Annotated in this window: 22 protein-coding genes, 1 other RNA gene and 1 pseudogene; 11 read left to right on the top strand and 13 right to left on the bottom strand. The window is 42.2% G+C overall.

Features of this window, described 5'->3' with window-relative positions; genetic code table 11:
• Positions 1-6 precede the first annotated feature (6 nt).
• The 4 genes from CSUNSWCD_RS04965 (at position 7) to CSUNSWCD_RS04980 (ending at position 3,073) form a co-directional block, all read left to right on the top strand.
• The gene (locus CSUNSWCD_RS04965) at positions 7-672 is read left to right on the top strand and encodes a purine-nucleoside phosphorylase (RefSeq protein WP_009494730.1); all 666 of its coding nucleotides are present in this window, start codon (positions 7-9) and stop codon (positions 670-672) included.
• Entirely contained in the window at positions 669-1,760 is a 1,092-nt protein-coding gene (rlmN, locus tag CSUNSWCD_RS04970) for a dual-specificity RNA methyltransferase RlmN (protein WP_009494731.1), read from the top strand. The genes CSUNSWCD_RS04965 and rlmN overlap by 4 nt, the downstream gene beginning before the upstream one ends.
• An 81-nt stretch (positions 1,761-1,841) precedes the next feature.
• Positions 1,842-2,171 carry a hypothetical protein gene (locus CSUNSWCD_RS04975; protein ID WP_009494732.1) on the top strand — a complete coding sequence of 110 codons (330 nt, stop codon included), beginning with the start codon at positions 1,842-1,844 and terminating at the stop codon, positions 2,169-2,171.
• 2 nt (positions 2,172-2,173) lie between these two features.
• The gene (locus CSUNSWCD_RS04980; protein WP_009494733.1) at positions 2,174-3,073 is read left to right on the top strand and encodes a DUF6985 domain-containing protein; all 900 of its coding nucleotides are present in this window, start codon (positions 2,174-2,176) and stop codon (positions 3,071-3,073) included.
• Between the two features lie 209 nt (positions 3,074-3,282).
• On the opposite strand, the gene CSUNSWCD_RS11695 is transcribed toward CSUNSWCD_RS04980, so the two are convergent.
• Positions 3,283-3,480 carry a hypothetical protein gene (locus CSUNSWCD_RS11695; RefSeq protein ID WP_244263912.1) on the bottom strand — a complete coding sequence of 66 codons (198 nt, stop codon included), beginning with the start codon at positions 3,478-3,480 and terminating at the stop codon, positions 3,283-3,285.
• 416 nt (positions 3,481-3,896) lie between these two features.
• On the bottom strand, positions 3,897-4,805 hold the full coding sequence (locus CSUNSWCD_RS04990) for a pseudouridine synthase family protein (protein ID WP_009494736.1): 909 nt from the start codon (positions 4,803-4,805) through the stop codon (positions 3,897-3,899).
• A gap of 124 nt (positions 4,806-4,929) precedes the next feature.
• Here CSUNSWCD_RS04990 and purB point away from each other — a divergent pair, with 124 nt between their 5' ends.
• Genes purB through CSUNSWCD_RS05005 form a run of 3 tightly spaced genes read left to right on the top strand, consistent with a single transcriptional unit; the run spans position 4,930 to position 10,449 of the window.
• Complete coding sequence (purB, locus tag CSUNSWCD_RS04995) at positions 4,930-6,261, top strand: adenylosuccinate lyase (RefSeq protein ID WP_009494737.1); 1,332 nt, start codon at positions 4,930-4,932, stop codon at positions 6,259-6,261.
• A gap of 11 nt (positions 6,262-6,272) precedes the next feature.
• On the top strand, positions 6,273-8,648 hold the full coding sequence (locus CSUNSWCD_RS05000) for a ribonucleoside-diphosphate reductase subunit alpha (protein WP_009494738.1): 2,376 nt from the start codon (positions 6,273-6,275) through the stop codon (positions 8,646-8,648).
• Between the two features lie 19 nt (positions 8,649-8,667).
• The gene (locus CSUNSWCD_RS05005; protein ID WP_009494739.1) at positions 8,668-10,449 is read left to right on the top strand and encodes an AAA family ATPase; all 1,782 of its coding nucleotides are present in this window, start codon (positions 8,668-8,670) and stop codon (positions 10,447-10,449) included.
• A gap of 94 nt (positions 10,450-10,543) precedes the next feature.
• On the opposite strand, the gene tpx is transcribed toward CSUNSWCD_RS05005, so the two are convergent.
• Positions 10,544-11,068: a thiol peroxidase gene (tpx, locus tag CSUNSWCD_RS05010; RefSeq protein ID WP_009494740.1), complete on the bottom strand. Its 525-nt coding sequence runs from the start codon at positions 11,066-11,068 to the stop codon at positions 10,544-10,546.
• Positions 11,069-11,216: 148 nt separating this feature from the next.
• Between tpx and nrdD the strand changes: the two genes are divergently transcribed.
• Together nrdD and CSUNSWCD_RS05020 are read left to right on the top strand one after the other, a co-directional pair.
• Complete coding sequence (gene nrdD / locus CSUNSWCD_RS11265) at positions 11,217-11,378, top strand: anaerobic ribonucleoside-triphosphate reductase (RefSeq protein WP_009494742.1); 162 nt, start codon at positions 11,217-11,219, stop codon at positions 11,376-11,378.
• A gap of 17 nt (positions 11,379-11,395) precedes the next feature.
• Positions 11,396-12,082 (top strand): anaerobic ribonucleoside-triphosphate reductase activating protein, encoded by a 687-nt coding sequence (locus tag CSUNSWCD_RS05020; protein ID WP_009494743.1) that lies wholly within the window; start codon positions 11,396-11,398, stop codon positions 12,080-12,082.
• A gap of 38 nt (positions 12,083-12,120) precedes the next feature.
• Here the strand turns inward: CSUNSWCD_RS05020 and CSUNSWCD_RS05025 are convergent, their stop codons facing one another.
• The 3 genes from CSUNSWCD_RS05025 to CSUNSWCD_RS05030 all read right to left on the bottom strand — a co-directional run bounded on the left by CSUNSWCD_RS05025 (position 12,121) and on the right by CSUNSWCD_RS05030 (position 13,272).
• A complete protein-coding gene (locus CSUNSWCD_RS05025; RefSeq protein ID WP_009494744.1) occupies positions 12,121-12,420 on the bottom strand; it encodes a hypothetical protein in 300 nt (99 codons plus the stop codon).
• Positions 12,421-12,612: 192 nt separating this feature from the next.
• A complete protein-coding gene (locus CSUNSWCD_RS11270; protein WP_009494745.1) occupies positions 12,613-12,750 on the bottom strand; it encodes a hypothetical protein in 138 nt (45 codons plus the stop codon).
• A gap of 87 nt (positions 12,751-12,837) precedes the next feature.
• Positions 12,838-13,272 carry a hypothetical protein gene (locus tag CSUNSWCD_RS05030; RefSeq protein WP_009494746.1) on the bottom strand — a complete coding sequence of 145 codons (435 nt, stop codon included), beginning with the start codon at positions 13,270-13,272 and terminating at the stop codon, positions 12,838-12,840.
• 53 nt (positions 13,273-13,325) lie between these two features.
• Here CSUNSWCD_RS05030 and ffs point away from each other — a divergent pair.
• An RNA gene (gene ffs / locus CSUNSWCD_RS11010) (signal recognition particle sRNA small type) lies at positions 13,326-13,423 on the top strand.
• Positions 13,424-13,429: 6 nt separating this feature from the next.
• On the opposite strand, the gene CSUNSWCD_RS05035 is transcribed toward ffs, so the two are convergent.
• The 6 genes and pseudogenes from CSUNSWCD_RS05035 to dnaA form a co-directional block, all read right to left on the bottom strand.
• Positions 13,430-14,659, bottom strand: coding sequence for an HD domain-containing protein (locus tag CSUNSWCD_RS05035; RefSeq protein ID WP_009494747.1), 1,230 nt, complete (start codon positions 14,657-14,659; stop codon positions 13,430-13,432).
• A 305-nt stretch (positions 14,660-14,964) separates the two neighbouring features.
• A pseudogene (gene queF, locus CSUNSWCD_RS11700) lies at positions 14,965-15,363 on the bottom strand (preQ(1) synthase); the annotation flags it as partial.
• A 9-nt stretch (positions 15,364-15,372) separates the two neighbouring features.
• On the bottom strand, positions 15,373-16,764 hold the full coding sequence (locus CSUNSWCD_RS05045) for an EAL domain-containing protein (RefSeq protein ID WP_009494749.1): 1,392 nt from the start codon (positions 16,762-16,764) through the stop codon (positions 15,373-15,375).
• A 1-nt stretch (position 16,765) separates the two neighbouring features.
• Positions 16,766-19,075 carry a DNA topoisomerase (ATP-hydrolyzing) subunit B gene (gene gyrB, locus CSUNSWCD_RS05050; protein ID WP_009494750.1) on the bottom strand — a complete coding sequence of 770 codons (2,310 nt, stop codon included), beginning with the start codon at positions 19,073-19,075 and terminating at the stop codon, positions 16,766-16,768.
• A gap of 17 nt (positions 19,076-19,092) precedes the next feature.
• Positions 19,093-20,160, bottom strand: coding sequence for a DNA polymerase III subunit beta (gene dnaN / locus CSUNSWCD_RS05055; protein ID WP_009494751.1), 1,068 nt, complete (start codon positions 20,158-20,160; stop codon positions 19,093-19,095).
• 138 nt (positions 20,161-20,298) lie between these two features.
• The gene (dnaA, locus tag CSUNSWCD_RS05060) at positions 20,299-21,609 is read right to left on the bottom strand and encodes a chromosomal replication initiator protein DnaA (protein WP_009494753.1); all 1,311 of its coding nucleotides are present in this window, start codon (positions 21,607-21,609) and stop codon (positions 20,299-20,301) included.
• Between the two features lie 113 nt (positions 21,610-21,722).
• Here dnaA and ruvC point away from each other — a divergent pair, with 113 nt between their 5' ends.
• Positions 21,723-22,196, top strand: coding sequence for a crossover junction endodeoxyribonuclease RuvC (ruvC, locus tag CSUNSWCD_RS05065; RefSeq protein WP_009494754.1), 474 nt, complete (start codon positions 21,723-21,725; stop codon positions 22,194-22,196).
• 94 nt (positions 22,197-22,290) lie between these two features.
• On the opposite strand, the gene CSUNSWCD_RS05070 is transcribed toward ruvC, so the two are convergent.
• Positions 22,291-23,310 (bottom strand): DUF6892 domain-containing protein, encoded by a 1,020-nt coding sequence (locus CSUNSWCD_RS05070; protein ID WP_009494755.1) that lies wholly within the window; start codon positions 23,308-23,310, stop codon positions 22,291-22,293.
• Positions 23,311-23,358 lie beyond the last annotated feature (48 nt).

Below are 23,358 nucleotides of genomic sequence, written 5' to 3' on the forward strand. Positions count from 1 at the left end.
CTGGGCGTGATTATTTCAGCCGGACGAAATGAAGTATTTGCATTCGCTCTACCTATGGGCGTGGGGCTAGTGGATATGAGCATAAATTTGACGGCGCTTTTGCAAAAGCGAACTATGGTCGATGGTTGTGACAGATACGAGCAAAATTTGGCGGCTAATGGACAGTTTGACGAAAGGCTAAATTTGATAGATTCGCCTATTTTGCAAAGCACGAAATCCTCACAAAACCCTAATAAAGTTTTAAACGCACTACCGAACGAGATTATTTTTATAGGCTCGGCAGGGCTTTACAGAGAGGGTGAAATTTTTAAAATTTACGAGAGCTCAGTCGCGGCAAATATAGAAATTTCAAGCCTAGAAAATAAAAGCTATTCGCCGATAGAGAGTGAAATCGTTTCTATTGTTCCACGTGGAACATGCAAGACAAACTCCTCAAATTTTATCACGACCGATCAAAATTTAGCTCACGAGCTTTTTTCGCGCGGATATTTTTTAGAAAATATGGAATTTTTTGCCGTCCTCAAAGTCGCGCAAAAATTTCAAATCCCCGCTTACGGCATTTTTGTCGCAACGAATTTCTGCGATAAAAATGCGCATGCCGATTTTATAAAAAATCACGAGCAAGCCAAAAAAGAGCTCGAAAAATACCTAAAACAAAAGGAAATCATTTGAAAAATTTGCTTGATTTTACATTAGACGAGCTAAAAGAACAGCTCTCGCCACCATTTCGTGCGAAGCAAATTTTCGAGTGGCTATACAAAAAAAACGCAACTAGTTTTGATGAAATGCTAAATTTACCGAAGGATCTGCGCGCAAATTTGGCGCAGCAATTTTACCTTGATCCGCTAAAATGTGTCAAATTTGAGCAGAGCGCCGACGGCTCTATAAAGTATCTTTTCGAGCTCAAGGACGGACTGCGGATAGAAAGCGTACTACTACCGATGAAAGAGGAACTCAGCGACAAAAACGGCGAGGTAGCGCGCCATGCTCGTTATACGATCTGTGTTAGTTCGCAGGTAGGCTGCCGTATGGGCTGTTCGTTTTGTCTAACGGGTAAGAGCGGACTAACGAGAAACCTAACGCCGGGCGAGATCGTAGGGCAAATTTTATGGATAAAAAGAGAAAACAAAATCCCATACGAGCGCCGCGTAAACGTCGTATATATGGGCATGGGCGAGCCTCTAGATAACCTAGAAAACGTTAGTAAAGCCATAAAAATTTTAAAGGAAAACGATGGATTAGCTATCGCACCGCGCCGCCAAACCGTTAGTACTAGCGGGCTAGGTAGCCAGATAAAAAAGCTCGGCGAGATGGATCTGGGTGTGCTGTTAGCGATATCTTTACATGCCGTTACTAACGAGCTTCGCAGCAAGCTGATGCCGATAAATAACGCCTACAAAATCGAGTCCGTTATGGAGGCGGTGAGGGGGTTTCCCATCGATATGCGCAAGCGAGTGATGTTTGAGTATCTCGTCATAAAAGACATGAACGACGGCATAAAGGACGCCAAAAAGCTCGTCTCGCTGCTGCACGGCATCAAGGCAAAGGTAAATTTGATCTACTTTAACCCACACGAGGGTAGCGAATACGGACGCCCAAACACAGCCGATATGGAGGCATTTCAGACGTACCTGCGAGATCACGGCGTGACCTGCACCATCAGGCAGAGCAAGGGGCTAGATATCAGCGCAGCGTGCGGTCAGCTAAAAGAGCGAGACAACCAAACAAACGGCAAAACGCTAGCCAAGACGGCAAAATGACACTGCTTGATATATCCCAAATAGTTTTCGTTTGCATCGTGGTTTTTATAGGGCTTGGTCTAATCATAAAGACGGCTTTTTATGACGAACGTGACCGATGATATAGCATTTTTAAGAGAGCAAATAGATAGAAATAACGATAACTCGTTTTTCGTTTTGCTCTACGATTTTTGTTATTTTGATAAGAAAATTTTCAAAAAAATCCTAAAAATCTGCCTAGAAACTTATATAAAAGATAAAAATTTAAGGGCCGAAATTTTAGATATTTTACACTTTACAACCTATCTGATACTCTGTCATCGCGACAAAAAAGATGTGTATAGGATAAAAAACTTTAAAAAAGTAGAGAAAAAATTCGGTGATTATTTTCAGACCGTAAGGCAAATCAGTAGAAAATTTATAACGGAGTAGCAATGGACGCTCAAAAAATAATGGACGAGATCGGCATATTCTTAGACAAATCGTTACTTAAAAAATCCAAAATCACAAGAGCGGAAATCATTCGCTTTATAGAGGAAAAATGGGCAGAGGCTGATGATGAAAAATATCGTGTTTACGCCTCATATATCTATGCGGCACGTATGGTAAATGAGTACAAATGGGCGGGCGATGCCCCAAATATGCTGTACTGGCTGGGTGAGATGGACAAGCATGCCAGAAGCAAGGAAGATCCGTCCTACGTAAACGATTATTATAACGGCGAGTGCTGCTTAGAGTGCGGAGCAGAGCAGGAGGCGCTTGAGTTTTTGAGAAAAAGATACGAAGCAAATGAGGAGTATCTTTTCACCCGTAGCCCAAAGGTCGCGGAGTTTTTTAACGCACATCTTACGGAGCCCAAAATTTTATCTAAATTTGAAGATGAGAAATACCAAGACTTAAGCTTTCCGCTGCGACTGGATTATTTTAACAAAATTTTAGAGCAAGAAGGCGAGCTTCATTGCTTATTTTTAGATGAGTACGGCGAGAAGACGAACGAGCCGAATCAAGCACAAACAGATGTGCTGGAGTTTTTAAAGCAAAATCAGGAAGAAATTTTAACAGACATCTTAACCGAAATTTTAAAAAACTATCCAAAGTTACAGGAAATTTACGACTACCCGGATGAGATAAAAGGCGATTTCATGCCAGACATATGCGAGCCGAAGGAATTTAGCAAGCTATTGGAGCTACAAAATATCTATATCATAGGCAACACCGCAAAGATCGGCTTTCAGTTTAGTTGCTCGTGGGACATGGAGCACGGCTTAGGTGTGATGACACAAAGCGGCAATGTAATAAAAATCGGCAGCGCCGAGGCGGCATTCGGGTTTTAACCTTTGGCTATAAATTTGCCGAGCCGCCTACGCGCAGGTTGATTTTCACTCGTCAAAAGTTTTATTTTTCGTGTGATAAAAATATAGATATAAAATTCCTACCGGCGCAATAAAAACTGCAAAACTCCAACAAATAAGCATCGTCATAAATTTAGCGACGAGTAAAAAAATAGCATTTACAAAAAAGACGTTTTTGCCAAATATGAAGCCTACGATACTTTCATAAACAAAGCGAGAATATGGATATAAAAAGGTGTTTCCTGCAAGGACAATATATGTAAGAACTCGTTTATCTCCCATACTATAAAAAGTATGACATATAAAGTCGTAAAAATAGCGCCGAAAAATAGATGTCGCAGGTAATAAGACGCGCTAAGTCCGCCGAAAGTTTTTTTAATAAAACTCATGAAAAATACTCCTTAAATAAAATTTTGCGTAATTCTACCCCCCCCCATAAATTTCTGCTTAATCCAACCGGTCGATGCTAAAACCCGTTTTCAACCGTCTAAATTCAACCGAGCACTAACCAACAAGACCAAATTTACTGACAAGAATTATGTTAGTTTATCTTTTGAGCTTTTTACTAAAACCGAAGTAGAACAGGCTTACCAAGCAAACACACAATACTAATACTATATAGCCAAAGTAAAAATGCTTTTTATGCAGGCATATAGCGTCTAATCACAGCTAAATTTTGCTACATCGTTTTGCGAATAACACTATCGCATACGGATGTTGTGTATCTAAAATTTACTGCTTCTATGCCGTCAGATTTTATAAAACTAGCGAACGGAAAACACCGGTCGTAAAAATGGCTCAGAATTTATCCGTGCTTTACGAGTTTATAAAATTCATCTTGTGCGTCGAATTTAGATTTTATTCTGTATTCTATACCATCGAATTTAAAACAAATTTCATCCGAGTGCAGCAACAGTCTAGGCGCTCCGGTCGTTAAAATTCGCTCGGTTTTGCTCATCTCTTTATCTAAAATTTTCTCGATTTGCGGTCGTGCTAGGCCGTAGAGCGGTTCACCTAAAATCTTATGTTCCACGTGGAACAAATGCAAACGAATTTGATGCTGTCTACCCGTGAGCGGTACGGCTCGAACCAGCGTCGCATCGATATCGGCAAAATACTCTAACGGCAAAATCTCCGTAACCGCGCTTTTGCCGTCCTCGCAAATTCGCATTCGCATTTTCACGTCGTCGTAGTCATTTACTAGATTCATATTCGCTTCGATATGCAAATTTCCGCTTATTTTTCCGTGTACGAGCGCGACGTAGCTTTTATAAACCCGCCGATTTTCAAAAAGTTTTTTCAAATTTACGACCGCATTTTTATCTTTACCTACGACGATGAGTCCACTCGTTTCACAGTCCAAGCGATGTGCGACCGACGCCTCGCGGCCGTATAGTGACCAAATTTCGTCATTTAGCGAGTACTCGCAGTGCCTGCCGTTTGGGTGGCTAAGCACGCCGCTGGGTTTATCGAAAACGGCAAATTTATCGCACTCAAAAACCGGCTTTAGCCCGCGTGGATTCGTCTCATACTCTATCAGGCAAATTTCACCGCTTAGCAAAGTGTTTTTCTCGCTGACGACCGCGCCGTCGCAGATGAGTCGGCCTTTGTCGATGAGGCGCTGGGCTTCACGCATTTTATAGCCGTTTTGTAGCAAAATTTCATACGCTTTTTGCCCTTCGGCATGCGCAATAAATTTATGAATATAAGGCAATTTTCACTCTTTAAATCTAAAATTTAAGGGCAAATTTAGCGGATACTAACCGCCTTTTCAGCCCAGTTTTTATATAATCTTTCCTTAAAAAATTATACAAAAATTCGCATAAAAAAGGCTAAAGATGGTAGAGAGATATTCGCGCGAACAAATGGCGCAGAAGTGGAATATGCAGGCAAAATACGGTGCGTGGCTGGAGGTCGAAAAGGCCGCGGTCAAAGCGTGGAATAAGCTGGGTTTTATCAGCGATGCGGACTGCGATAAAATTTGCAAAAACGCTAAATTTGACGTAGCGCGCATCGACGAGATAGAAAAGACGACCAAGCACGACGTGATCGCGTTTCTAACGAGCGTGAGCGAGAGCCTGGGCGAGGAGAGCCGCTTCGTGCACTACGGCATGACTAGCAGCGATTGCATCGATACCGCCGTCGCGCTTCAGATCAAAAGCAGCATGGAGCTCATCATCGAGGACGTAAAAGGCCTCATGAGTGCGATCAAAACCAGAGCGCAGGAGCACAAAAACACGATGATGGTCGGCCGCAGCCACGGCATCCACGGCGAGCCAATCACCTTCGGGCTCGTGCTTGCGGTCTGGTACGACGAGGTCGCGCGAGCGCTAAAGTTGCTACAAGATGCCAAAGAGGTCGCCGCCTACGGCAAACTAAGCGGCGCGATGGGAAATTTCGCTCACGCACCGCTTGAATTTGAAGAGCTAACCTGCGCCGAGCTTGGTCTAAAGCCCGCCCCGGCGTCAAATCAGGTTATCCAGCGCGACCGCTACGCTCACGTCATCAGCGCGATCGCCGTGCTAGCCGCCACCTGCGAAAAGATCGCTGTCGCCGTCCGCCACTTCCAAAGGACGGAAGTTTACGAAGCCGAGGAGTACTTCAGCCCAGGCCAAAAGGGCTCCAGCGCGATGCCGCACAAACGCAATCCCGTGCTTAGCGAAAACATCACCGGCCTTTGCAGGATGCTGCGCTCATACGTGACGCCGGCGCTCGAAAACGTCGCGCTCTGGCACGAACGCGACATCAGCCACAGCTCGGTCGAGCGATTTATCCTGCCCGATGCCTTCATCACGGCTGATTTCATGCTCGCGCGTATTACGAATTTGATCGCAAATTTGGTAGTTTATCCCGAAAATATGATGAAAAATCTAAATTTAACAGGCGGGCTCGTCTTTTCTCAGCGCGTGCTTCTGCAGCTTCCACAGCGCGGGATTTCGCGCGAAAATGCGTACAAGATCGTACAGCGCAACGCGATGAAGGTTTGGGCTGATCTACAGGAGGGCAAAAAGGCGATAAACGAAAACGGCGAGAGCCTGTTTTTACAAAATTTGCTCGCCGACGAGGAGCTACGCGCAAGCCTGGGCGAAGCCGAGATAAAAGAGTGCTTTGATTATGCATATTACGCGAGGCACGTAGATGGGATATTTGCGAGAGTATTCGGAAAGTAGGGCGAAATTTAATGAAAGTACTAAAACGAAATGGGCGCACGGAAGAGCTTGACGTAAGCAAGATCAAAAAATACACAAGCGAGGCGGTCGCAGGGCTAACAAACGTGAGCCTAAGCGAGCTCGAGGTGGACGCGAAAATTCAATTTCGCGATATGATAACGACCGAGGAGATACAGCAAACCCTCATAAAAACGGCCGTCGAAAAGATCGACATCGACCGCCCAAACTGGACATTTGTTGCGGCGAGGCTATTTTTATACGACCTTTATCACAAGGTCACGGGCTTTAGCGGCTACAACCACCTGCGCGACTATCTACAAAAAGGCGAAAAAGCGGGCCGTATCATCCCAGGGCTAAAAGAAAAATACAATCTAGACGACCTAAACGACTACATCAGGCCCGAGCGCGACTTGCAGTTTGCATATCTTGGTATCAAGACGCTATACGACCGCTACCTCATCAAAGACCGCAGCGGCGCTCCAATCGAGCTACCGCAGCAGATGTTTATGGCGATCGCGATGTTCCTCGCGCAAAACGAACTAGACTGCCAAGGCTGGGCGAAGAAATTTTACGACCTCATATCTAAATTTGAAGTCATGCTCGCCACTCCGACGCTCTCAAACGCCCGCACGACGCGCCACCAGCTAAGCTCTTGCTACGTTGGAAGCACGCCTGATAATATCGAGGGAATTTTTGATAGCTACAAAGAGATGGCTCTTCTTAGCAAATTTGGCGGCGGTATCGGCTGGGACTGGTGTAAAGTGCGCGCTATGGGCGGCAGCATCGACGGACATAAAAACGCCGCAGGCGGCATCATACCGTTTCTAAAAGTCACGAACGACATCGCCGTCGCCGTCGATCAACTAGGCACGAGAAAGGGCGCGATAGCCGTCTACGTCGAGCCGTGGCACATGGACGTGAGCGACTTCCTGGATCTGCGCAAAAACTCGGGTGAAGAGCGCCGCAGAGCGCATGAGCTATTCCCTGCGCTTTGGATAAACGACCTTTTCATGAAACGCGTAAAAGAAAACGCGCGCTGGAGCCTGTTTGACCCGGCAGAGGTCGCCGATCTGTGCGATCTATACGGCGACGAGTTCGAGGCGCGCTACCTAGCATATGAAAACGATGAAAAGATCCAAAAAAACGTCGTCATGGCAAAGGAACTGTGGAAGAAAATTTTAACTAGCTATTTTGAATCAGGCATGCCGTTTTTGTGCTTTAAAGATAATGCCAACAAAGCCAATCCAAACGACCACGACGGTATCATCAGAAGCTCAAATTTATGCACCGAAATTTTCCAAAACACGCAACCAAACTACTACAAGATCAAGATCACGTTTGATAACGGCTCCGAGCGGCTGTTTGACGAGGAAGAAGACGTCACTGTTGATAGCGGTATAACCAAAAAGGCCAAAAAGCTAAGCGCGCTAGATAGTATCGGCGGAGAGCAAATTTTCATCGTCGAAAAAGAAAGCATCGAAGGCAAAACCGCCGTGTGCAACCTCGCGAGCATAAATTTAAGCAAAATCAACAAAAAAGAGGACATCGAGCGCGTCGTGCCGATCGCCGTACGTATGCTAGATAACGTCATCGATCTAAATTTCTACCCGCACAAAAAGGTCAAGCACACCAACCTAGCCTCTCGCTCGATCGGCCTTGGCGTCATGGGCGAGGCGCAGATGTTAGCCGAGCGCGGCGTGAAATGGGGCAGCTACGAGCACCTAGCACTCATCGATAGCGTGATGGAAAACATAAGCTACAACGCCATCTACGCCAGCTCAAATTTGGCGGTAGAAAAGGGCGTTTATCCACTCTTTGAAGGCTCAAAGTGGAGCAGGGGAGTGATGCCTATCGACACGGCAAACGCAAATGCCAAAGCGCTTCTAAACGATAGAGGCGGGCTATTTGACGAAAATGCCTGCGACTGGAGCAAACTGCGCGAAAAGGTCAAAAAAGACGGCATGCGAAACGGCTATCTGATGGCTATCGCACCGACGTCAAGCATCAGCATACTCGTGGGCACCACGCAGACGATCGAGCCCGTCTATAAGCGCAAATGGTTCGAGCACAATCTAAGCGGCATGATACCAAATGTCGTGCCAAATCTCAGCCCTGAGACGTGGCAGTTCTATACGCCTGCGTATGAGCTAGATCAGCGCGTACTCGTGCGTGCCGGCGCCATCCGCCAAAAGTGGATCGACCAGGGGCAAAGCCTAAATATTTTCATGAGCCTAGACAAGGCTAGCGGCGGATATCTGAGCGAAATTTATACGCTCGCGTGGGAGCTGGGACTAAAATCGACCTACTATCTACGCTCCGAAAGCCCGGATAGCGAAAAACTAAACAACGTCGCCGATCGCTCGATCGAGTGCGAGGGGTGTCAGTAGAGAGCAAAAAGATTAACATATGAAACTAGATAGATTTGAAATAAAAAATTTTCGTTCTATAGAAGATATGAAGATAGATATCAAAGAAAAAAACGGAAAAAAATGTTTAGTCTTAGTAGGCAAAAACGAGGCTGGAAAAAGCAATATATTAAAGGCTGTATCTGCAGTATTTGGTGGATATAAGGTTAGCATAAAAGACCAAAGAAAAACAGCCTCAGATGATGACGAATGTTATATTTATGCCATATTCAAACTCAACCAAGATATGTTTGATATTATTGAAAAAAAATTAACCGAAGAATATACTATAGAAAGCTTAGATATTTTTGAAAATAATTTAAGTATTACAAATTTTATTAAAGACGCTTTTGATGAAATCGTATTAAAATTAGATATAAAAGACAATGCGAAACCGAGCTTAACCTATTGGGAACATGAAGAACTAAATGATAAATATAAAGTATCTAACTTATTCTACTATCATGTAGGTAATAGGCAAATCACAAAATTAGAAAGCGAAAGTAATAGTTCTTTGTTTGAGCCTTTGACATATGATTACGTAGAGAGAATTGTTTTTAAAATAATAAAAAATATAATACACATAGAGAATATTTATAGGCAAGTTATGTTTTGGGAGTATAGCGATAGTCATTTATTGCCATCTAGTGTAAACATAGAAGACTTTAAAAATAATCCAGATATGTGTATACCTTTAAAAAATATTTTTTATTTAAGCAATATAAAAGATATTCAACAAGATATTGAAAATGCAACCAAGAAAGATAAAGGGCTACATAGCTTTTTAGAAAATATATCTAAGAAAGCTACAAAAGAATTTAGAAAAATATGGCCTGACTTAAAAAATATAGAGTTTGTTATAAGAAAAGATGGCGAAGAGTTTGATATACGAATAAAAGAAAAAGAGTTTTATTCTAATGAGGATAGGAGCGATGGCTTTAAAAGGTTTATAGCGATATTGCTTATACTTTCGATTGAATCTAGAACGCAAGAAGCCTATAGTAGATTAATTTTATTTGATGAGCCAGATACTTTTTTGTATCCAACTAGTGCGAGATTTTTAAAAGAAGAATTACTCGAAATTTCAGAAAAAGCTGTTGTAATTTATTCTACTCATTCTCCTTTTATGATAGATAACGAGTGCATAGAGAGACATCTAGTTATAGAAAGAAAGGATGATATTTCAGAAATAGTCCCACAAGGCAAATCACCGTTTCAAGAAGACGAACTTTTAAAAAGAGCGATTGGAAGCCATATATTTGAAAGTATACAGTCAAAAAATATTATTTTTGAAGGATATACGGATTATAAAATGTTTAAAATTGCCTATAAAGATAAAGATTTTAAAGATTGTGGGCTAGTATATATAGGTGGTATAAAAGAAGTTAATACAATAACTACAATGATGATGTTAACTGGTAAAAAATTCCTCATAGTATCTGATAGTGATAAGGCTTCAAAAGACAAAAGAAAAGATTTTGAAAGAGATTTTCCTGATTTAAAAGAAAATTGGCTTGAGTATGATGAAATATCTGATAAATCCAATACAATAGAAACACTTGAAGATTTTTATAAAGTAGATTATGTATCAGATAAAATCAAACAGTACAATGAAAGCTATGAATACGATAAAAAGAAATCTAGTATTTACAATATAGATAAAGCCGTAGATCAAAATAAAGAAAAAAAACAAGAGATAAAAAATACACTAGCAATTAATGCTAAAAAAGAAAATATAAAAAAGAATATTTTGACTTTATTAAAAAGATCAAAAATAAACTAGATAGTGAAAACTAAGATAATAGCATAAGTTACTAATTCTATTATCTTTTATAATTTTTGCAGAAAAGACCGCTCTCGCGGCCTTTAAATTTGGCTTACATGCACCCGCAGCCGCAGCCTCCGCTTGATTTTATCGCGTCAAATACCGCATCGTAGTTCGGCTCGTCCGCGATCTCAGGGACGATTTGTTTGTGGATGATAACGCCGTCTTTGATAACGAAAACGGCTCTAGCTAAAAGCCCCGCAAGCGGTCCTTCGCCGATGATTATGCCGTATTTTTCGCCAAACTCTCTAGCTCTAAAGTCGCTGCCGACTTTTAAATTTTTGATGCCCTCCGTAGAGCAAAATCTCCCCATCGCAAACGGCAGATCCATCGAAATCACGCTTAGTTTGATCGCCTGTTTTGCCGCCATTTTTTCGTTAAATTTACGCGTCTCAGTCGCGCAAACGCCCGTATCTAGCGACGGGACAGTCACTAGTATCTCGATGCCGTTGTTGCCGCCAACCTTAAACTCACCTAGATCCTGCCCGACTAGCGTGACCTCAGGCGCATATGAGCCTACGAATACCTCTTCGCCTTTTAGCGCGACATCTGCGCCGTGAAATTTGACTTTTGTCATGTTTTTCCTTTGTTTTAAATTTAATCGTAACGCGGATATTACCATACTTTTAACAATGGCTGAAAAACAAAGGCGCGCCGATAAATTTAAGACGGTAGTTATCTACAAAGTGCTATACTATTTGACATCAATTATCAAGGAGTGACAAATGAGCGACAAAGAAATCCTAGCTTCGCTCGAAGCAAAACGCACTAAATGCGTCGTCTACACCCGCGTAATGGGCTATCACCGCCCGGTAGAGAGCTTTAACCTCGGCAAAAAAGGCGAGCACAAAGAGCGCGTCAAATTTTGCGAGCCAAAATCCCACTAAACTCCTGCGAGTAAAACGTGAAAGACGCTGATTTTCCGCTTTACTCGCTCACCCCCTTTACGACCCTAGACTACCCCGACAAAACCGCCTGTATAGCGTGGTTTGCGGGCTGTAACATGCGCTGCGCCTACTGCTACAACGTCCCTATCGTCACGGGCGCTGGACAGATCAGCTGCGCCGAGTTTATCAAATTTTTAGACAAGCGCAAAGGCAAGCTTAGCGGCGTGGTTTTTAGCGGCGGCGAATGCACGCTTAGCCCAGCGTTTTTACCGCTAGCTCGCGAAGTAAAGTCTCGCGGCTTTTCGCTCAAAGTAGATACCAACGGCTCAAATTTGACCGCGCTTGGACAGGCTATCTCGCTAAATTTGATCGACTATATCGCGCTTGATTTTAAAGCGCCGAAGGAGAAATTTCTAAAGGTTACCGGCTTAAATTTATATAAAAATTTCTTGCAAACGCTTGAGTTTTTACTACAAAACGGCTTTAAATTTGAGATTAGAACGACGGTGCACGCGGACTTGCTGGGCGAGGACGATATCTCGGCGATGAGCGAGATTTTGTACGAGCACGGATACAGAGGCGTTTATTATCTGCAAAATTTCCTCGACACTGGCGAAAATTTTGGAAATTTAGCGCAAGCAAAGGCTAAATTTGATCCAAATTTGATCCGTTCAAATTTGAAAATAGGGCTTAGAAATTTTTAATATTTTTAGTCAAATTTGACTTGCAAAACGGTAAATTTTTATTTCCAGTTGTGATATTTGCTGATTTTAATAAACGTCACAATCTTTTTTAGCTCAGGCGCGTCGCTTAGAGCCTGCACTTTTACGCTATATTCGCCTTTTTCGAGCTCAGCGCGGAGCAAAACTTCATCGTGAGCAAAGCCTCCGTTTGGCGCGCTGTACCATGAAGCCGCGCCGTATTTTGACAGATCAAAGGTTTCGGTTAGGGTGCTTAAATTTTGCTTTAGCTCGTTTACCTCGCCGCCTTTTGCGTAGCTTATTTTGCGGTTATGTAGAGATTTGAGCATAACTTTTGGCAAGATTTTTTCGCTCGTACAGGCCGCTTTTTCCTCTTCACTCGTGCCAATTGGCTCAGGGACGCCTTGCGTCGTATAACCGTAGTATCCAGCCAGCTTAGCAGCCGTAGACTTCTGGCAAAACCACTTCGTAAACGCCTCTTTACCGTATTCTGGGAAGGCCTCCTCGCTGCGTTTTTCTTCCTCTTTTTGCTTTTACGGATCTTGTGCGTAGATGAAACTTATCTCGTAGATATCGGCCTTTTTGACGGTAAAATTTATATCGGTCGCGCTACCGGCATTCGACATATCGACCTCTTTGTAAATACCATCATCAAGCGTATCGCCTCCCAAAAATCAAATCCATAATAAAACACCGCATAAAAAGCGCCGCTAAAGAGCAGTAAAAATAGGAAAAATTTGATCTTTAAATTTGAGGTTTTATCTGTTTGGCGCATAGGTTTTTACCTCGTAGAGTAAAAAATCATACACGCGCTGCTGCACTAGGCCTTCGTATTCGTCGGCGTCGATGAGTCTGCGTAGGTGCTCAAAGTCGATCTTTAGCGCATAGTTTTTGTTCGCTCTGATGGCCTGGTCGATCGCCAAAAGCAAGCTATCAAGCGTCATAGGATCTTTGCGCTTTATGCGGGAGACGTATTCTTTGGTGGTTTCTATAAGCACGAGTTTGCGGTTCTCGTCGCTGCCGTAAATTTCGCTCGAGATATCGTATAAATTCTCAAAATCATCCTCTTCGGGATTGAGTTTGGCCGAGATGATAGCCGCAAAGACCTTCGCGCGAAACTCTAGCGAGCGGTGATGATAGACCAAAAACTCCCTAAACAACGACAAAAATTTACATTTTATATCAAATCCCATGTTGCCGCCTAAAATATATTTAAGTAAAATTTGAGTAAAATCGCTCTTGCCCTTTCTTAGACCTGTGCAATGTCTCTTCTAGGCACCGCTTCAGGGTGGGAACACAGCAGAGCACTTAGGCTAGGCGTGTGCCGCAGTCATCTGAGAGAGGGTTTTTTTAAACCTGCAAAAGCGAAAAATGTTCCTTAAAATCATCGCAAACTTTTAAAAAATTCACTCCGTCCAAGCTCTGATTTTTCTGAAAAAATTTATCCATATTATTAAAGCCTTCGGTTAGTTCGTTTGACTTCACGCCGTAGCTGATCGAGATCCCCGCCTCGAAAAACGCCGCGAGCTTGTCGCAAAATTTAAGCGCTTTGCCGTCGATGGCGTTAAATTTATCCTCATTTACGTTCTCCATCGTGCCCTCGTGATGCAGAGGCTTTTTCTCGCAGATCCTATTTTCAAACTCGTTTTTGATAAATTTGCCGCCTTCCATGCGGATACCGAGGATATAGCTAAACTCGTCTCTAAAATTTTCAGGCACGAAAGGCAAAATTTTCTCGTCTATCAGGCGCATTTCGTATTCGCTGATTATCTCGTTTAGCCCTTCGATACCGTATTTTACGGGGCTAATGATATCGCGCGTTAGCGACTCGGGCAGATCGTGAAAGAGCGCGCAAAAGAAGTTGTTTTCTAGCCTTGATTTGCAGGCCTTTACCTCAAGCGAGTAAAAATAACTCAAAATCGCCACGACTAACATATGGCCTAGAACCGCCGTTTCAGGGATGCGCGGCGTCTGCGCCCAGCGCTTTTGAAAGCGCAGTCTGCCGGCTAGATCGACTAGCTTGGCTAGCTTTTGATTCATCACGATTTTGCGCACGCCTATTAGCTCGTAATAATCCTCCAGCTCCTCCTCCACGCGCGCTTTTAGCTCGTCTATGTCGCTTAAAAATTTGCTCGTTTGATAAACGATCGAAAACTCCCAGCGCGTCGCGAGATAACTAGCGGCCTTTAGGATCAGGCGCTCTTTGGCGTGAGCTTTGTCTTTGTGCGTGAGATAGCGGCGCATTCGCTCTAAAAATTTACCGCCCTCGACATCCTTTACGAGCCCTTCTAGGATCGTTAACACCCAGGCGTTTATCTGCTCGTTTTTGGTTTTTTGCATCTGATGAAACACATCGGGGCGTATATCCGTGACCACGACTCGCGCGAGAAACTCGAAAATACCGGCCTCGATGATGTAGTTCATATCGGCGCCATGCTCGAGCTTTGCAATAAAATACGCGATGATAAATTTATGCGCCTGCTTGTCAAGCTCGACTAAATTCGTCATCTTGGGATAGTCGTTCCAGCGCGAGATGGACGCAGCTTTAAAGATATGTTCGATCAGCTGCGCGCTTATCATTTATCTTCCGATGATTTTTTCACGACGCGGGCGCGCTTTTCGCCGGCAAATTCAGGCTTTTTAAAACCTTCTTTGCTACTAGCCCTTCGCGGTTTATCGTCAAATTTATCTTTACTCGCGCGAGGTTTTCTATCACCTGTTTTCGCACCTTTTTTATCGGCGCCAAAACTCTTACCGCGAGAGCCGTCTTTGCTAAATTTAGACTCGCGTCCGCCGTAACCGCTTCTATCGAAACTACGCTCGCTATCTCGCAAAAATTTCTCAAATTTCGGCGCTTCAAAGCTTTGCTCTTGCGTTTTTTTGATTATCTCGTCCGAGCAAATTTCAATCACCGTATGGACATTGCCGCGCGGGTTAAAATCACCCGTGATCTTCATCCATTTTGGTGCTAGCTTTCGCTCTAAAACTTCGTAAATTTCGTTTATGCTATCTTCATGGCTGATGTTTCGCGTCATGAAGCTATTGATGTAAAGTTTGATCGCTTTTAGCTCGACGACGAATTTAGCCGGCACATACTCGAGATATATCGTCGCAAAATCAGGATACCCAGATCGCGGGCATAGGCAGCAAAACTCTGGCAGCGTGATCTTGATCTTATAGTCGCGCTCGTGCTTATTTTCCCATATTTCTAGGTCTTTTTCTACGTCAAATTCGCTTATTATTTTCTCGCCGTATTTTGGCTCTACGACCTCATTTTCTTGCATTTTTTTCCTTTAAATTTCTTTTGGCTTCTCTATCAAAAAGCCTTGTGCGAAGTCAGTCTGATAGCGCTCCGCGATGTTGTAAAACTCGTCATCCTCTACAAATCTCACGATGGATTTTACGCCTACTCTTTTTGCGGTCAAATTTAGATTTTCTAACAGGGTTTTAAATTTGTCGTTTTTGATATTTTTGTTAAATTCGATGTCGTAAATAACAAAATCTATCGGCAAATATTTAAAATATTCAAAGCCCGCGTTGTTGCCGCCGAATTTATTAAGCGCAAAGCGGAAACCGAGGTTTTTATACTCCGTTAAAATTTCTCTAAATCTATTTATCTCATCATATACTAGCTTCTCGCTAAACTCGAAAATAACGCGGTTTGGATCGATTTTGCCTAGCTGTACGAACTCTTTTATAAAATTCGTAAATTTTAAATTTCTAATCGAAACCGACGAAATTTCGATAACGATCGGATCTTCGTCTTTAAATTTAAGCTCGGATAGCTTTTTGATGACGTTTATGTCAAAAAGTACCTCGTAGCCGTTTTTGTTCGCGATATTTTGCACTTTTGCTTTTGAGACGAGACCTTGCTTATCGGTGTAAACTTTTACAATGATATTTTTCAAATTTTGCCCGAAACGAAGGCTTTTAACGAGCTGAGTTTGGAAGATAAATCTTTGCATATCGATGCAGTTGCAGACGTCTTTTTCAAGATCGTCGGTGATATCTACTTTATCTTCGCTATCGCTTTCGTTTAGCTTTTGGATGAGATATGAGACCGAGTTTTTGAGGCTTGCTGAGTGATTTATATCGATAGCGTCAAATTTGATCTTTAGCTCGATATTGTAAATTCCGTCGCTTAAAATGCTCTTTTCAAAAACGTTTAAAAGATGGATTAGCTCGGTACTTTTACTCTCGCAAAAGATTAGAAAATATTCGTTTGAATATCTACCTATAAGCGTATTTTTAGACACTTTTTCATTTAGAAATTTTTCCAGTCTCTCGACTAGTCGTTTGAGCAAAATATCGGTGCTAACAAAGCTATAACGTTCGTTTATATCGTTTAAATTTTCGATCTTTAGCATTAGCATATTGCCGCCGCTTTTGCCTTTAAATTTAGAAGCTTGCTTTGATAAAAGTCTTAAAATTTCGTCTCTATTATAGGCTTTTGTTACTTGATCAAGTACGCTCGTTTGAAAGCTTTGATAAATTTTGTAGGCCGTAAAATAAACTTGACATAGAACTAAAATAGTGATCAAAATGATGTCATTGATGTCAAAATCTATATCATCTTTTTTAACGAAAATATACATCAAAATAATAACGCTGAAAATAAAAATAGAAGAGATCTCGAGCGCGGTTTTAAACCTATTTGATCGTTCTTTTAGTTCTGATTTTAGCATTTTACACGTCCAAATGTTTCACGTCTTTTGCGTGCTCTTGTATATAGTTTCTTCGCGGTTCGACCTCGTCGCCCATGAAGAGATTAAACGTATCCGAAGCGCTTACTACATCGTTTATGTTTATCTTTAACAAACGGCGATTTTCAGGGTTCATCGTCGTTTCCCATAGCTGTTCCGGATTCATCTCGCCAAGGCCTTTATAGCGTTGTATATAGGCGCCTTTTTTGGCATTTTTCTCTATCTCGTCTAGTACGTCTATTACATCGCCTTTTAGCTCGATGCCGCGCTCTTTTATCTTTTGACTGATATAAAGCGCTTCCTCATAAAGCGGATTTGTAAATAAATTTTCATTTACCAAAAGCTCTTCCAAACCGCTTTCGGTTTGTACGTAAATTCGTGCCTCTTCTTCACTGACGTATGAGTTTAGGATATTGTGCCCCTGAGCTTCTAAATAATTTTTCAAAATTTCATAAATTTCACCGTAGCTTTTTGAAACGATATCTGGATTTTCAATCATATATCTAACAGCAGAAATCACGCTAAAGCGCTTTTCAAGCTCTTTTAACACGCTTCTATAAGCCGCGACTAGCTTTAAAAAGTCTATGAGATCAGCGTTTCCTATACCTTCAAACTCGACCCCTTCGATACCGGTTTCGATTAGAAATTCGTTCAGTGCTCTTTCATCTTTTAGATAAATCTCTTTTTTGCCCTTTTTATAGCGGTAAAGAGGAGGCTGAGCTAGATAGATGTGACCGTTTTCCACGACTTTGTGTAAAAATCTAAAGAAAAACGTTAAAAGCAGCGTCTGGATATGGCTACCGTCGACGTCGGCATCGGTCATGATGATGATTTTATGATAGCGAAGTCTCTCGGCATCAAATTCGTCGCCGATACCGCAGCCTAGAGCGGTTATCATATTTTTTATTTCGTCTGATTTTAAAATTTTATCTAAGCGCGATTTTTCGACGTTTAAAATTTTACCTTTTAATGGCAAAATCGCTTGAAAAACTCTATCGCGTCCTTGTTTAGCCGAACCGCCCGCAGAGTCGCCCTCCACCAGATAAAGCTCGCTGATCGTTGGATCTTTGCTCTGGCAGTCGGCTAGTTTGCCAGGCAGCGTTCCTATGCTTAAACCCTCTTTTTTACGCGTTAGATCGCGAGCTTTTTTCGCCGCTTCACGTCCGCGCGCCGCCATCAGCGCTTTTTCCATTATCGCGCGAGCTTCGATCGGGTTTTCTTCAAAATATTTACTAAGCACCTCAAAAACCATCTTTTGAACGATAGGTTTTACGTAGCTTGAGCCTAGTTTTCCTTTTGTCTGGCCCTCAAACTGCGGCTCTGGTACCTTTACGCTGATAACTGCGATAAGGCCCTCACGGATATCTTCGCCCGTGATTTTTGTGTCTTTTTCGCGGGCTGCGGCGTTTGCAGAGATATAGTTTGTTATCACGCGAGTTAGACCAGCGCGAAATCCCGCTTCGTGCGTACCGCCGTCAGGAGTTTTGATGTTATTTACGAAGCTTAGTAAATTTTCGCTATAAGTGTCGTTATACATCAAGGCAAAATCAACTAACACATCTTCTTCGCCGCCGCTAAAAGATACCGCTTTACTTACGGCTTCGTTTTTATTTAAATCGGTTACAAAGCTCTCAAGTCCGCCCTCGTAGTGAAAACTCTCGCTTCTACCGTTTCTTTGATCTTTAAAATTTATCGTGATTTTTGGGTTTAGATAGGCTAACTCTCTAAAGCGTTTAGTTAAAATTTCATCGTTAAATTCCGTAACCTCAAAAATGCTGTCATCCGGCCAAAACTCTACCTGAGTTCCGGTTCTATTTGTAGTTTTTATAACTTCCAGGTCGCTTTGCGGGATACCTTTTGAAAACTCTTGTCTATGTAGTTTGCCGTCGCGTTTGATATTTACGACCAGTTTTTTAGAAAGGGCATTTACGACGCTAACGCCAACGCCATGCAGACCGCCTGAAACCTTATAAGTATCTTTATCAAATTTACCGCCTGCGTGAAGTACGGTTAAAACTACAGTAGCGGCTGAAATTTTCTCCGTAGGGTGCATACCTACCGGTATTCCGCGTCCGTTATCGGTGATGATAGCAGAGCCTTCGCGCGTTAGCTCGATATCAATCGTATCGCAGTAGCCCGCCATCGCCTCGTCTATGGAGTTATCGACGACTTCGTAGATCATGTGGTGTAGGCCGCTTATGTTGGTATCGCCGATGTACATGCCTGGGCGTTTTCTAACCGCTTCGAGCCCTTTTAAAACTTTAATATTTTCCGCGCCGTAATTTTGCTGCATTATTTACCTTTGTTTTTTTATAAATTTATCGGCATGATTACCGTTTTTAGCTCGTTTGAGCTCACCGTAAAGGCTAAATTTGAGTCGTTAAATCCAAATTCGAAATATTCCTCTTCGATGCTTTGTAAGAAATCGAGCAAGTATCTATTTTTCACGCCAACGTAGATTTCTTCTTCTAGTCCGGTTGCAAAATCTATTGTGGTTTTAGCCTCAGAGTTATCCTCTACGATGCTTTCAAAGCTTATGGTTTGTGGAGCAAATACGATCTTTGTGCTCTCAGAGATGATTGAGACGGTTTTGATACCTTCTACCATTTTATCTCTGCTTAGTCTTAGTCTTCGTTTTATCTCTTGCGGGATTACTCTGTTGTAGTCAGGAAATCTGCCGTTTATCAGCTTTGTAAAAAACTCGAAATTTGCGCTTTGAGCGATCAGAGTCGTATCGTCGTAGTAAATTTCAATCTTGTCAAAAAATAGCTTTTGTATTTCGCTAATAGCTTTTTTCGGGATTATTAGTGAAAATTCGCTCTGAGTCGGTGTTTCAAATCTAAATACGCTAAGCCTTTTCGTGTCGGTACCGACGATATTTATGTAGTTTTGTTTGATGTCTATAAGAGCGCCGTTTAGCTCAAATTTAGGGTTATTATTGTCGATGCTTGTAAAAATTTTCTTTAAACTTCGTCCAAGCATTACGGCGTCGACTTCAAATTTATTTTTATTTTCTATCGTCGGGAAATTTGGAAAATCTTCAAATTTATACATCGGAAGTTTATATTTTGAGTTTTTTTGTTTTATGTAGAGGTAGTTATTTACTGTCTCTAGTGTGATTTCTTCGTCTTTTAAGCTTCTTATTATGTCAAGTAACTTCTTACCGTTTGCAGTAGCGTTTCCCTCGTCCATGATTTTGACGTTTGAGAGCTTATAGGCTAGACCGATCTCGTGGTCTGTTGCTTTTATATTTAGGATACCGTCTTTTGCTCCAATAAATATATGCGAAGTTATAGCGCTTAGATCCTTTTTCTCTAGGTAAGAATTGCTATTTGTTACGATGCTTTCTAAAGCGTTTTTATTAATCGCGACTTTCATTTTTTTCCTTTTGTTTTTAAATTTCTTTTAGTAGCATTAGTAGGGGGCGTGAAAAGTTTAAAACTGCTTTTATTTGCTTTAAATAGGGCATTTGCAGCGTTAAAAAAACTGCTTATTTTTTCACTTTTATTCACGTTTTTACTCTTTGGTTAAAATTTTATTCTTTAGTTCTTCGACGCGAACTTTAAAATACTCATTCGTTTCGATTAGTTCGTTTATTTTTTTTATGCTGTGGCTTACGGCTGAGTGATCTTTCATGTTAAAAAATTGCGCAATCTGCGGCATCGAGTTTGGCGTCAAATTTTTAGCCAGATATATCACGATGCGTCTAGCCTCGACGATATTTTTCGAGCGGGATTTACTTTTCATATCGCTTGGTTTGACGTTTAGCTCTTTGCTCACGATTTCAACGATATTTTCTAGGTTTATATTTTCGCGTTTTTCTTTTATCTGATCGCGCAGGATATTTTTTGCAAACTCTAGCGTGATTTCCTGCCTCATGAGCCTTGCGTAAGCGTTTAAATTTATTATCGCGCTTTCGATTTCTCGGATGTTGTCGCCCATGTTTGTTGCGATGTAGTTTATGACGTCTTTGTCGAGGTAAATTTTATCAAATTCGCATTTTTTCTTGATGATTGCGATTTTAGTATCGAGTTCCGGCGGCGTGATGTCTGCGATGATACCCCACTCAAAACGCGTTCTTAGTCTATCTTCAAAGCCTTTTAGCAGCTTTGGTTGGCGGTCCGAGGTCATCACGATCTGGCCGTTTTTGGCGTGAAGCTCGTTAAACGTATGGAAAAATTCCTCTTGGATTTTATCCGTTTTGCCTAAAAACTGCACGTCGTCGATGAGTAAAACGTCGCAGTTTCGGTACTTTTCGCGAAATCGCTCCATCGAGTGGTTGTTGAGGTTATAAGTAAAATCCGTGATAAACTGCTCGCTTGTTACGCAAATAACCATTTTGCCGCCGTTTAGGCAAAAATTTCCGACTGATTGCAAAAGGTGCGTTTTGCCAAGTCCGGTTGGGCCGTAGATAAAAAGCGGATTGTAAATTTTACCCAGCTGCTCGGAAACAGCTTTCGCGCTTAAAAATGCGAATTGATTCGAGTCGCCGACGACGAAATTTTCAAAAGTGTAGCTTGGATTTAGCAGGCTGCTTTGCGCTTTTATCTCTTTTACGTCCACTTTTTTAGCCGGTTTGCTTTGCGTTTTGGTCGCGGCTAGGACGTTGATCACGGGTTTTTGTCCGGTTTTTACTTCAAAAAGATGAGCGATTTTGGAGGCGTATTTGGTCTGGATAAATTTAGCGATAATCTCGTTTGGCGCGTTAAATACGACGTTCGTTGAGTTTGAGCTTTTTTCGTTAAATTTAAGCTGCTTGATGTAGCATTCAAATTCCGACGGTAAAATTTCTTTGGAAAGTAGCTCCAAAACCTCGTTTGCGACCAAATTTTTGCCTTTAAGATTAATTCGCTAGATTTTATCTTAAATTTGTTAAAATGGCGTTGAAATTCGTTTTTCACACCGTGAAAAAAGCGTGAAAAACTGTTGAAAAGGATGAGATGAAAATTTTAGGAATCGATCCGGGATCGCGAAATTGCGGCTATGCAATCGTCGAAAAGACGCCCGTGAAAACCTTTTTGATCGAGGCGGGACTAATCAAAATAAAACCGAATTCTTTGCAGTATCAAATCACCGAACTTTGCGAGGGACTTGATCTGATTTTTAAAAATCACAAATTTGACGAAGTGGCGATCGAGGACATATTTTTTGCTTATAATCCAAAAACGGTTTTAAAGCTCGCGCAGTTTCGAGGGGCGCTTAGTCTTAAAATTTTGCAGCTTCACGGAGATTTTGCCGAGTACACGCCGCTTCAGGTTAAAAAAACGGTCACCGGCAAAGCCAAGGCAGATAAAGAGCAGGTGGCCTTTATGGTTAAGAAAATTCTGGGTATAACAAAGGAGATCAAACCGCTTGATATCACCGACGCTATCGCTATCGCGCTAACGCACGCAAATAATCTACGCTTAAAATAAGTTCAAATTTTTGATTGTTATTTATTAAAATTTGGCTTCAAATTTTGCCCTTTGTTAGCGCAAAATTTGATTGCTTGAAAATTTATCTCCGCGCTTAATCAACTACCGTAATCCCCGCATCCGCGCAGGCTTTTCTCGCCTTTTTGGATATGCCGATGCCGGTCGTCTCGATTTTTTTAAGATTAATGAATGGCGCAAGCTCGGCAGCATCGATGTTTTTGATGTCGAAAAGCTCGTCCTCGCCGTCCCAATCAGGCGCGATTTGCAGATAAATTTCGTTTCCGCCGTCAAGATAGAGCTCGCTCACCTGCTCCGCCAGATTTGCAGGAACCGGATAGTCCTTGAACCACTTTTTGGCTTGCGGCAGCGCGCCGAAGTCCGCATACGGATCGATGCCGCGCTCCTTGCAGTACTCAAACACGTCAAATTTAGGCTCCAGCAGTGCTTTTTCATACATCAGCTCGTTCATCACGGCGAGCTTGAAATTTAGGTTTTTAAACATGAGTTTTGGCTCGTTTGTGCGCACGATCTCATACTTGTCGCTTGGCTTAGCATGAGATTTTTTAGCATCGTGGTAAAAGCAAATCTCGCTGATCGGCACGGGTGCGTTTCGCACGATACCCTCTATCTCGCCAGTTTCGCTTTTTGCCAGGCGCTCGGCAAAGCTAAATTTCTCGATCCGCTCTCTCACGGCGTCCGCTAACGTCAGCGAAATTTGATACTCGCCGATTCGCGCGTCAAGATAGATGTAGGCGTCTCGCAGCTGCTTTTCCTTGACCGCATCAAGCGGGGCTTTACCACCAAAGGTGATCTCGCCGTTAAAAAGCTCGCGCGGAAAGAGCCTTTTGCCTGTGTCTTTTTGGCGTTCGATGAGCAAATTTATCTCTTTTATCCTGCCGCTAGGTTCCGCAAAACACCAAATACCAAGCTCGTCGTAAAGGGCTAAGGCGTTTGGCTCATATCCGCCATTTTTTGCTGCTTTGTAATCAGGCGGCACGATGCGCGGGACGAGGTTTAAAATTTTGTTTAGTTCATCGATCAGAGCGTCATTTGCAAGTAAAATTTTATTTATAAAAATGCCCTTTTTATTCACGTCGATTTTGATGTTTTGCATTTTGCTTTCCCTATGTACTTTTAAAAGATAAATTTATGATTTCTTAAA

Source organism: Campylobacter showae CSUNSWCD, assembly GCF_000313615.1.
Lineage (GTDB): Bacteria > Campylobacterota > Campylobacteria > Campylobacterales > Campylobacteraceae > Campylobacter_A > Campylobacter_A showae_A.

Excerpts from the sequence above, each read along its gene's own strand:
- CSUNSWCD_RS04980 (WP_009494733.1), top strand. The coding sequence starts at position 2,174 with ATGGACGCTCAAAAAATAATGGACGAGATCGGCATATTCTTAGACAAA.
- CSUNSWCD_RS04975 (WP_009494732.1), top strand. The coding sequence starts at position 1,842 with ATGACGAACGTGACCGATGATATAGCATTTTTAAGAGAGCAAATAGAT.
- dnaN (WP_009494751.1), bottom strand. The coding sequence starts at position 20,160 with ATGAAAGTCGCGATTAATAAAAACGCTTTAGAAAGCATCGTAACAAAT.
- tpx (WP_009494740.1), bottom strand. The coding sequence starts at position 11,068 with ATGACAAAAGTCAAATTTCACGGCGCAGATGTCGCGCTAAAAGGCGAA.
- gyrB (WP_009494750.1), bottom strand. The coding sequence starts at position 19,075 with ATGCAGCAAAATTACGGCGCGGAAAATATTAAAGTTTTAAAAGGGCTC.
- CSUNSWCD_RS05005 (WP_009494739.1), top strand. The coding sequence starts at position 8,668 with ATGAAACTAGATAGATTTGAAATAAAAAATTTTCGTTCTATAGAAGAT.
- CSUNSWCD_RS05070 (WP_009494755.1), bottom strand. The coding sequence starts at position 23,310 with ATGCAAAACATCAAAATCGACGTGAATAAAAAGGGCATTTTTATAAAT.
- CSUNSWCD_RS05030 (WP_009494746.1), bottom strand. The coding sequence starts at position 13,272 with ATGGGATTTGATATAAAATGTAAATTTTTGTCGTTGTTTAGGGAGTTT.
- CSUNSWCD_RS05000 (WP_009494738.1), top strand. The coding sequence starts at position 6,273 with ATGAAAGTACTAAAACGAAATGGGCGCACGGAAGAGCTTGACGTAAGC.
- CSUNSWCD_RS05045 (WP_009494749.1), bottom strand. The coding sequence starts at position 16,764 with ATGCTAAAATCAGAACTAAAAGAACGATCAAATAGGTTTAAAACCGCG.
- purB (WP_009494737.1), top strand. The coding sequence starts at position 4,930 with ATGGTAGAGAGATATTCGCGCGAACAAATGGCGCAGAAGTGGAATATG.
- CSUNSWCD_RS11695 (WP_244263912.1), bottom strand. The coding sequence starts at position 3,480 with ATGAGTTTTATTAAAAAAACTTTCGGCGGACTTAGCGCGTCTTATTAC.
- CSUNSWCD_RS05035 (WP_009494747.1), bottom strand. The coding sequence starts at position 14,659 with ATGATAAGCGCGCAGCTGATCGAACATATCTTTAAAGCTGCGTCCATC.
- ruvC (WP_009494754.1), top strand. The coding sequence starts at position 21,723 with ATGAAAATTTTAGGAATCGATCCGGGATCGCGAAATTGCGGCTATGCA.
- nrdD (WP_009494742.1), top strand. The coding sequence starts at position 11,217 with ATGAGCGACAAAGAAATCCTAGCTTCGCTCGAAGCAAAACGCACTAAA.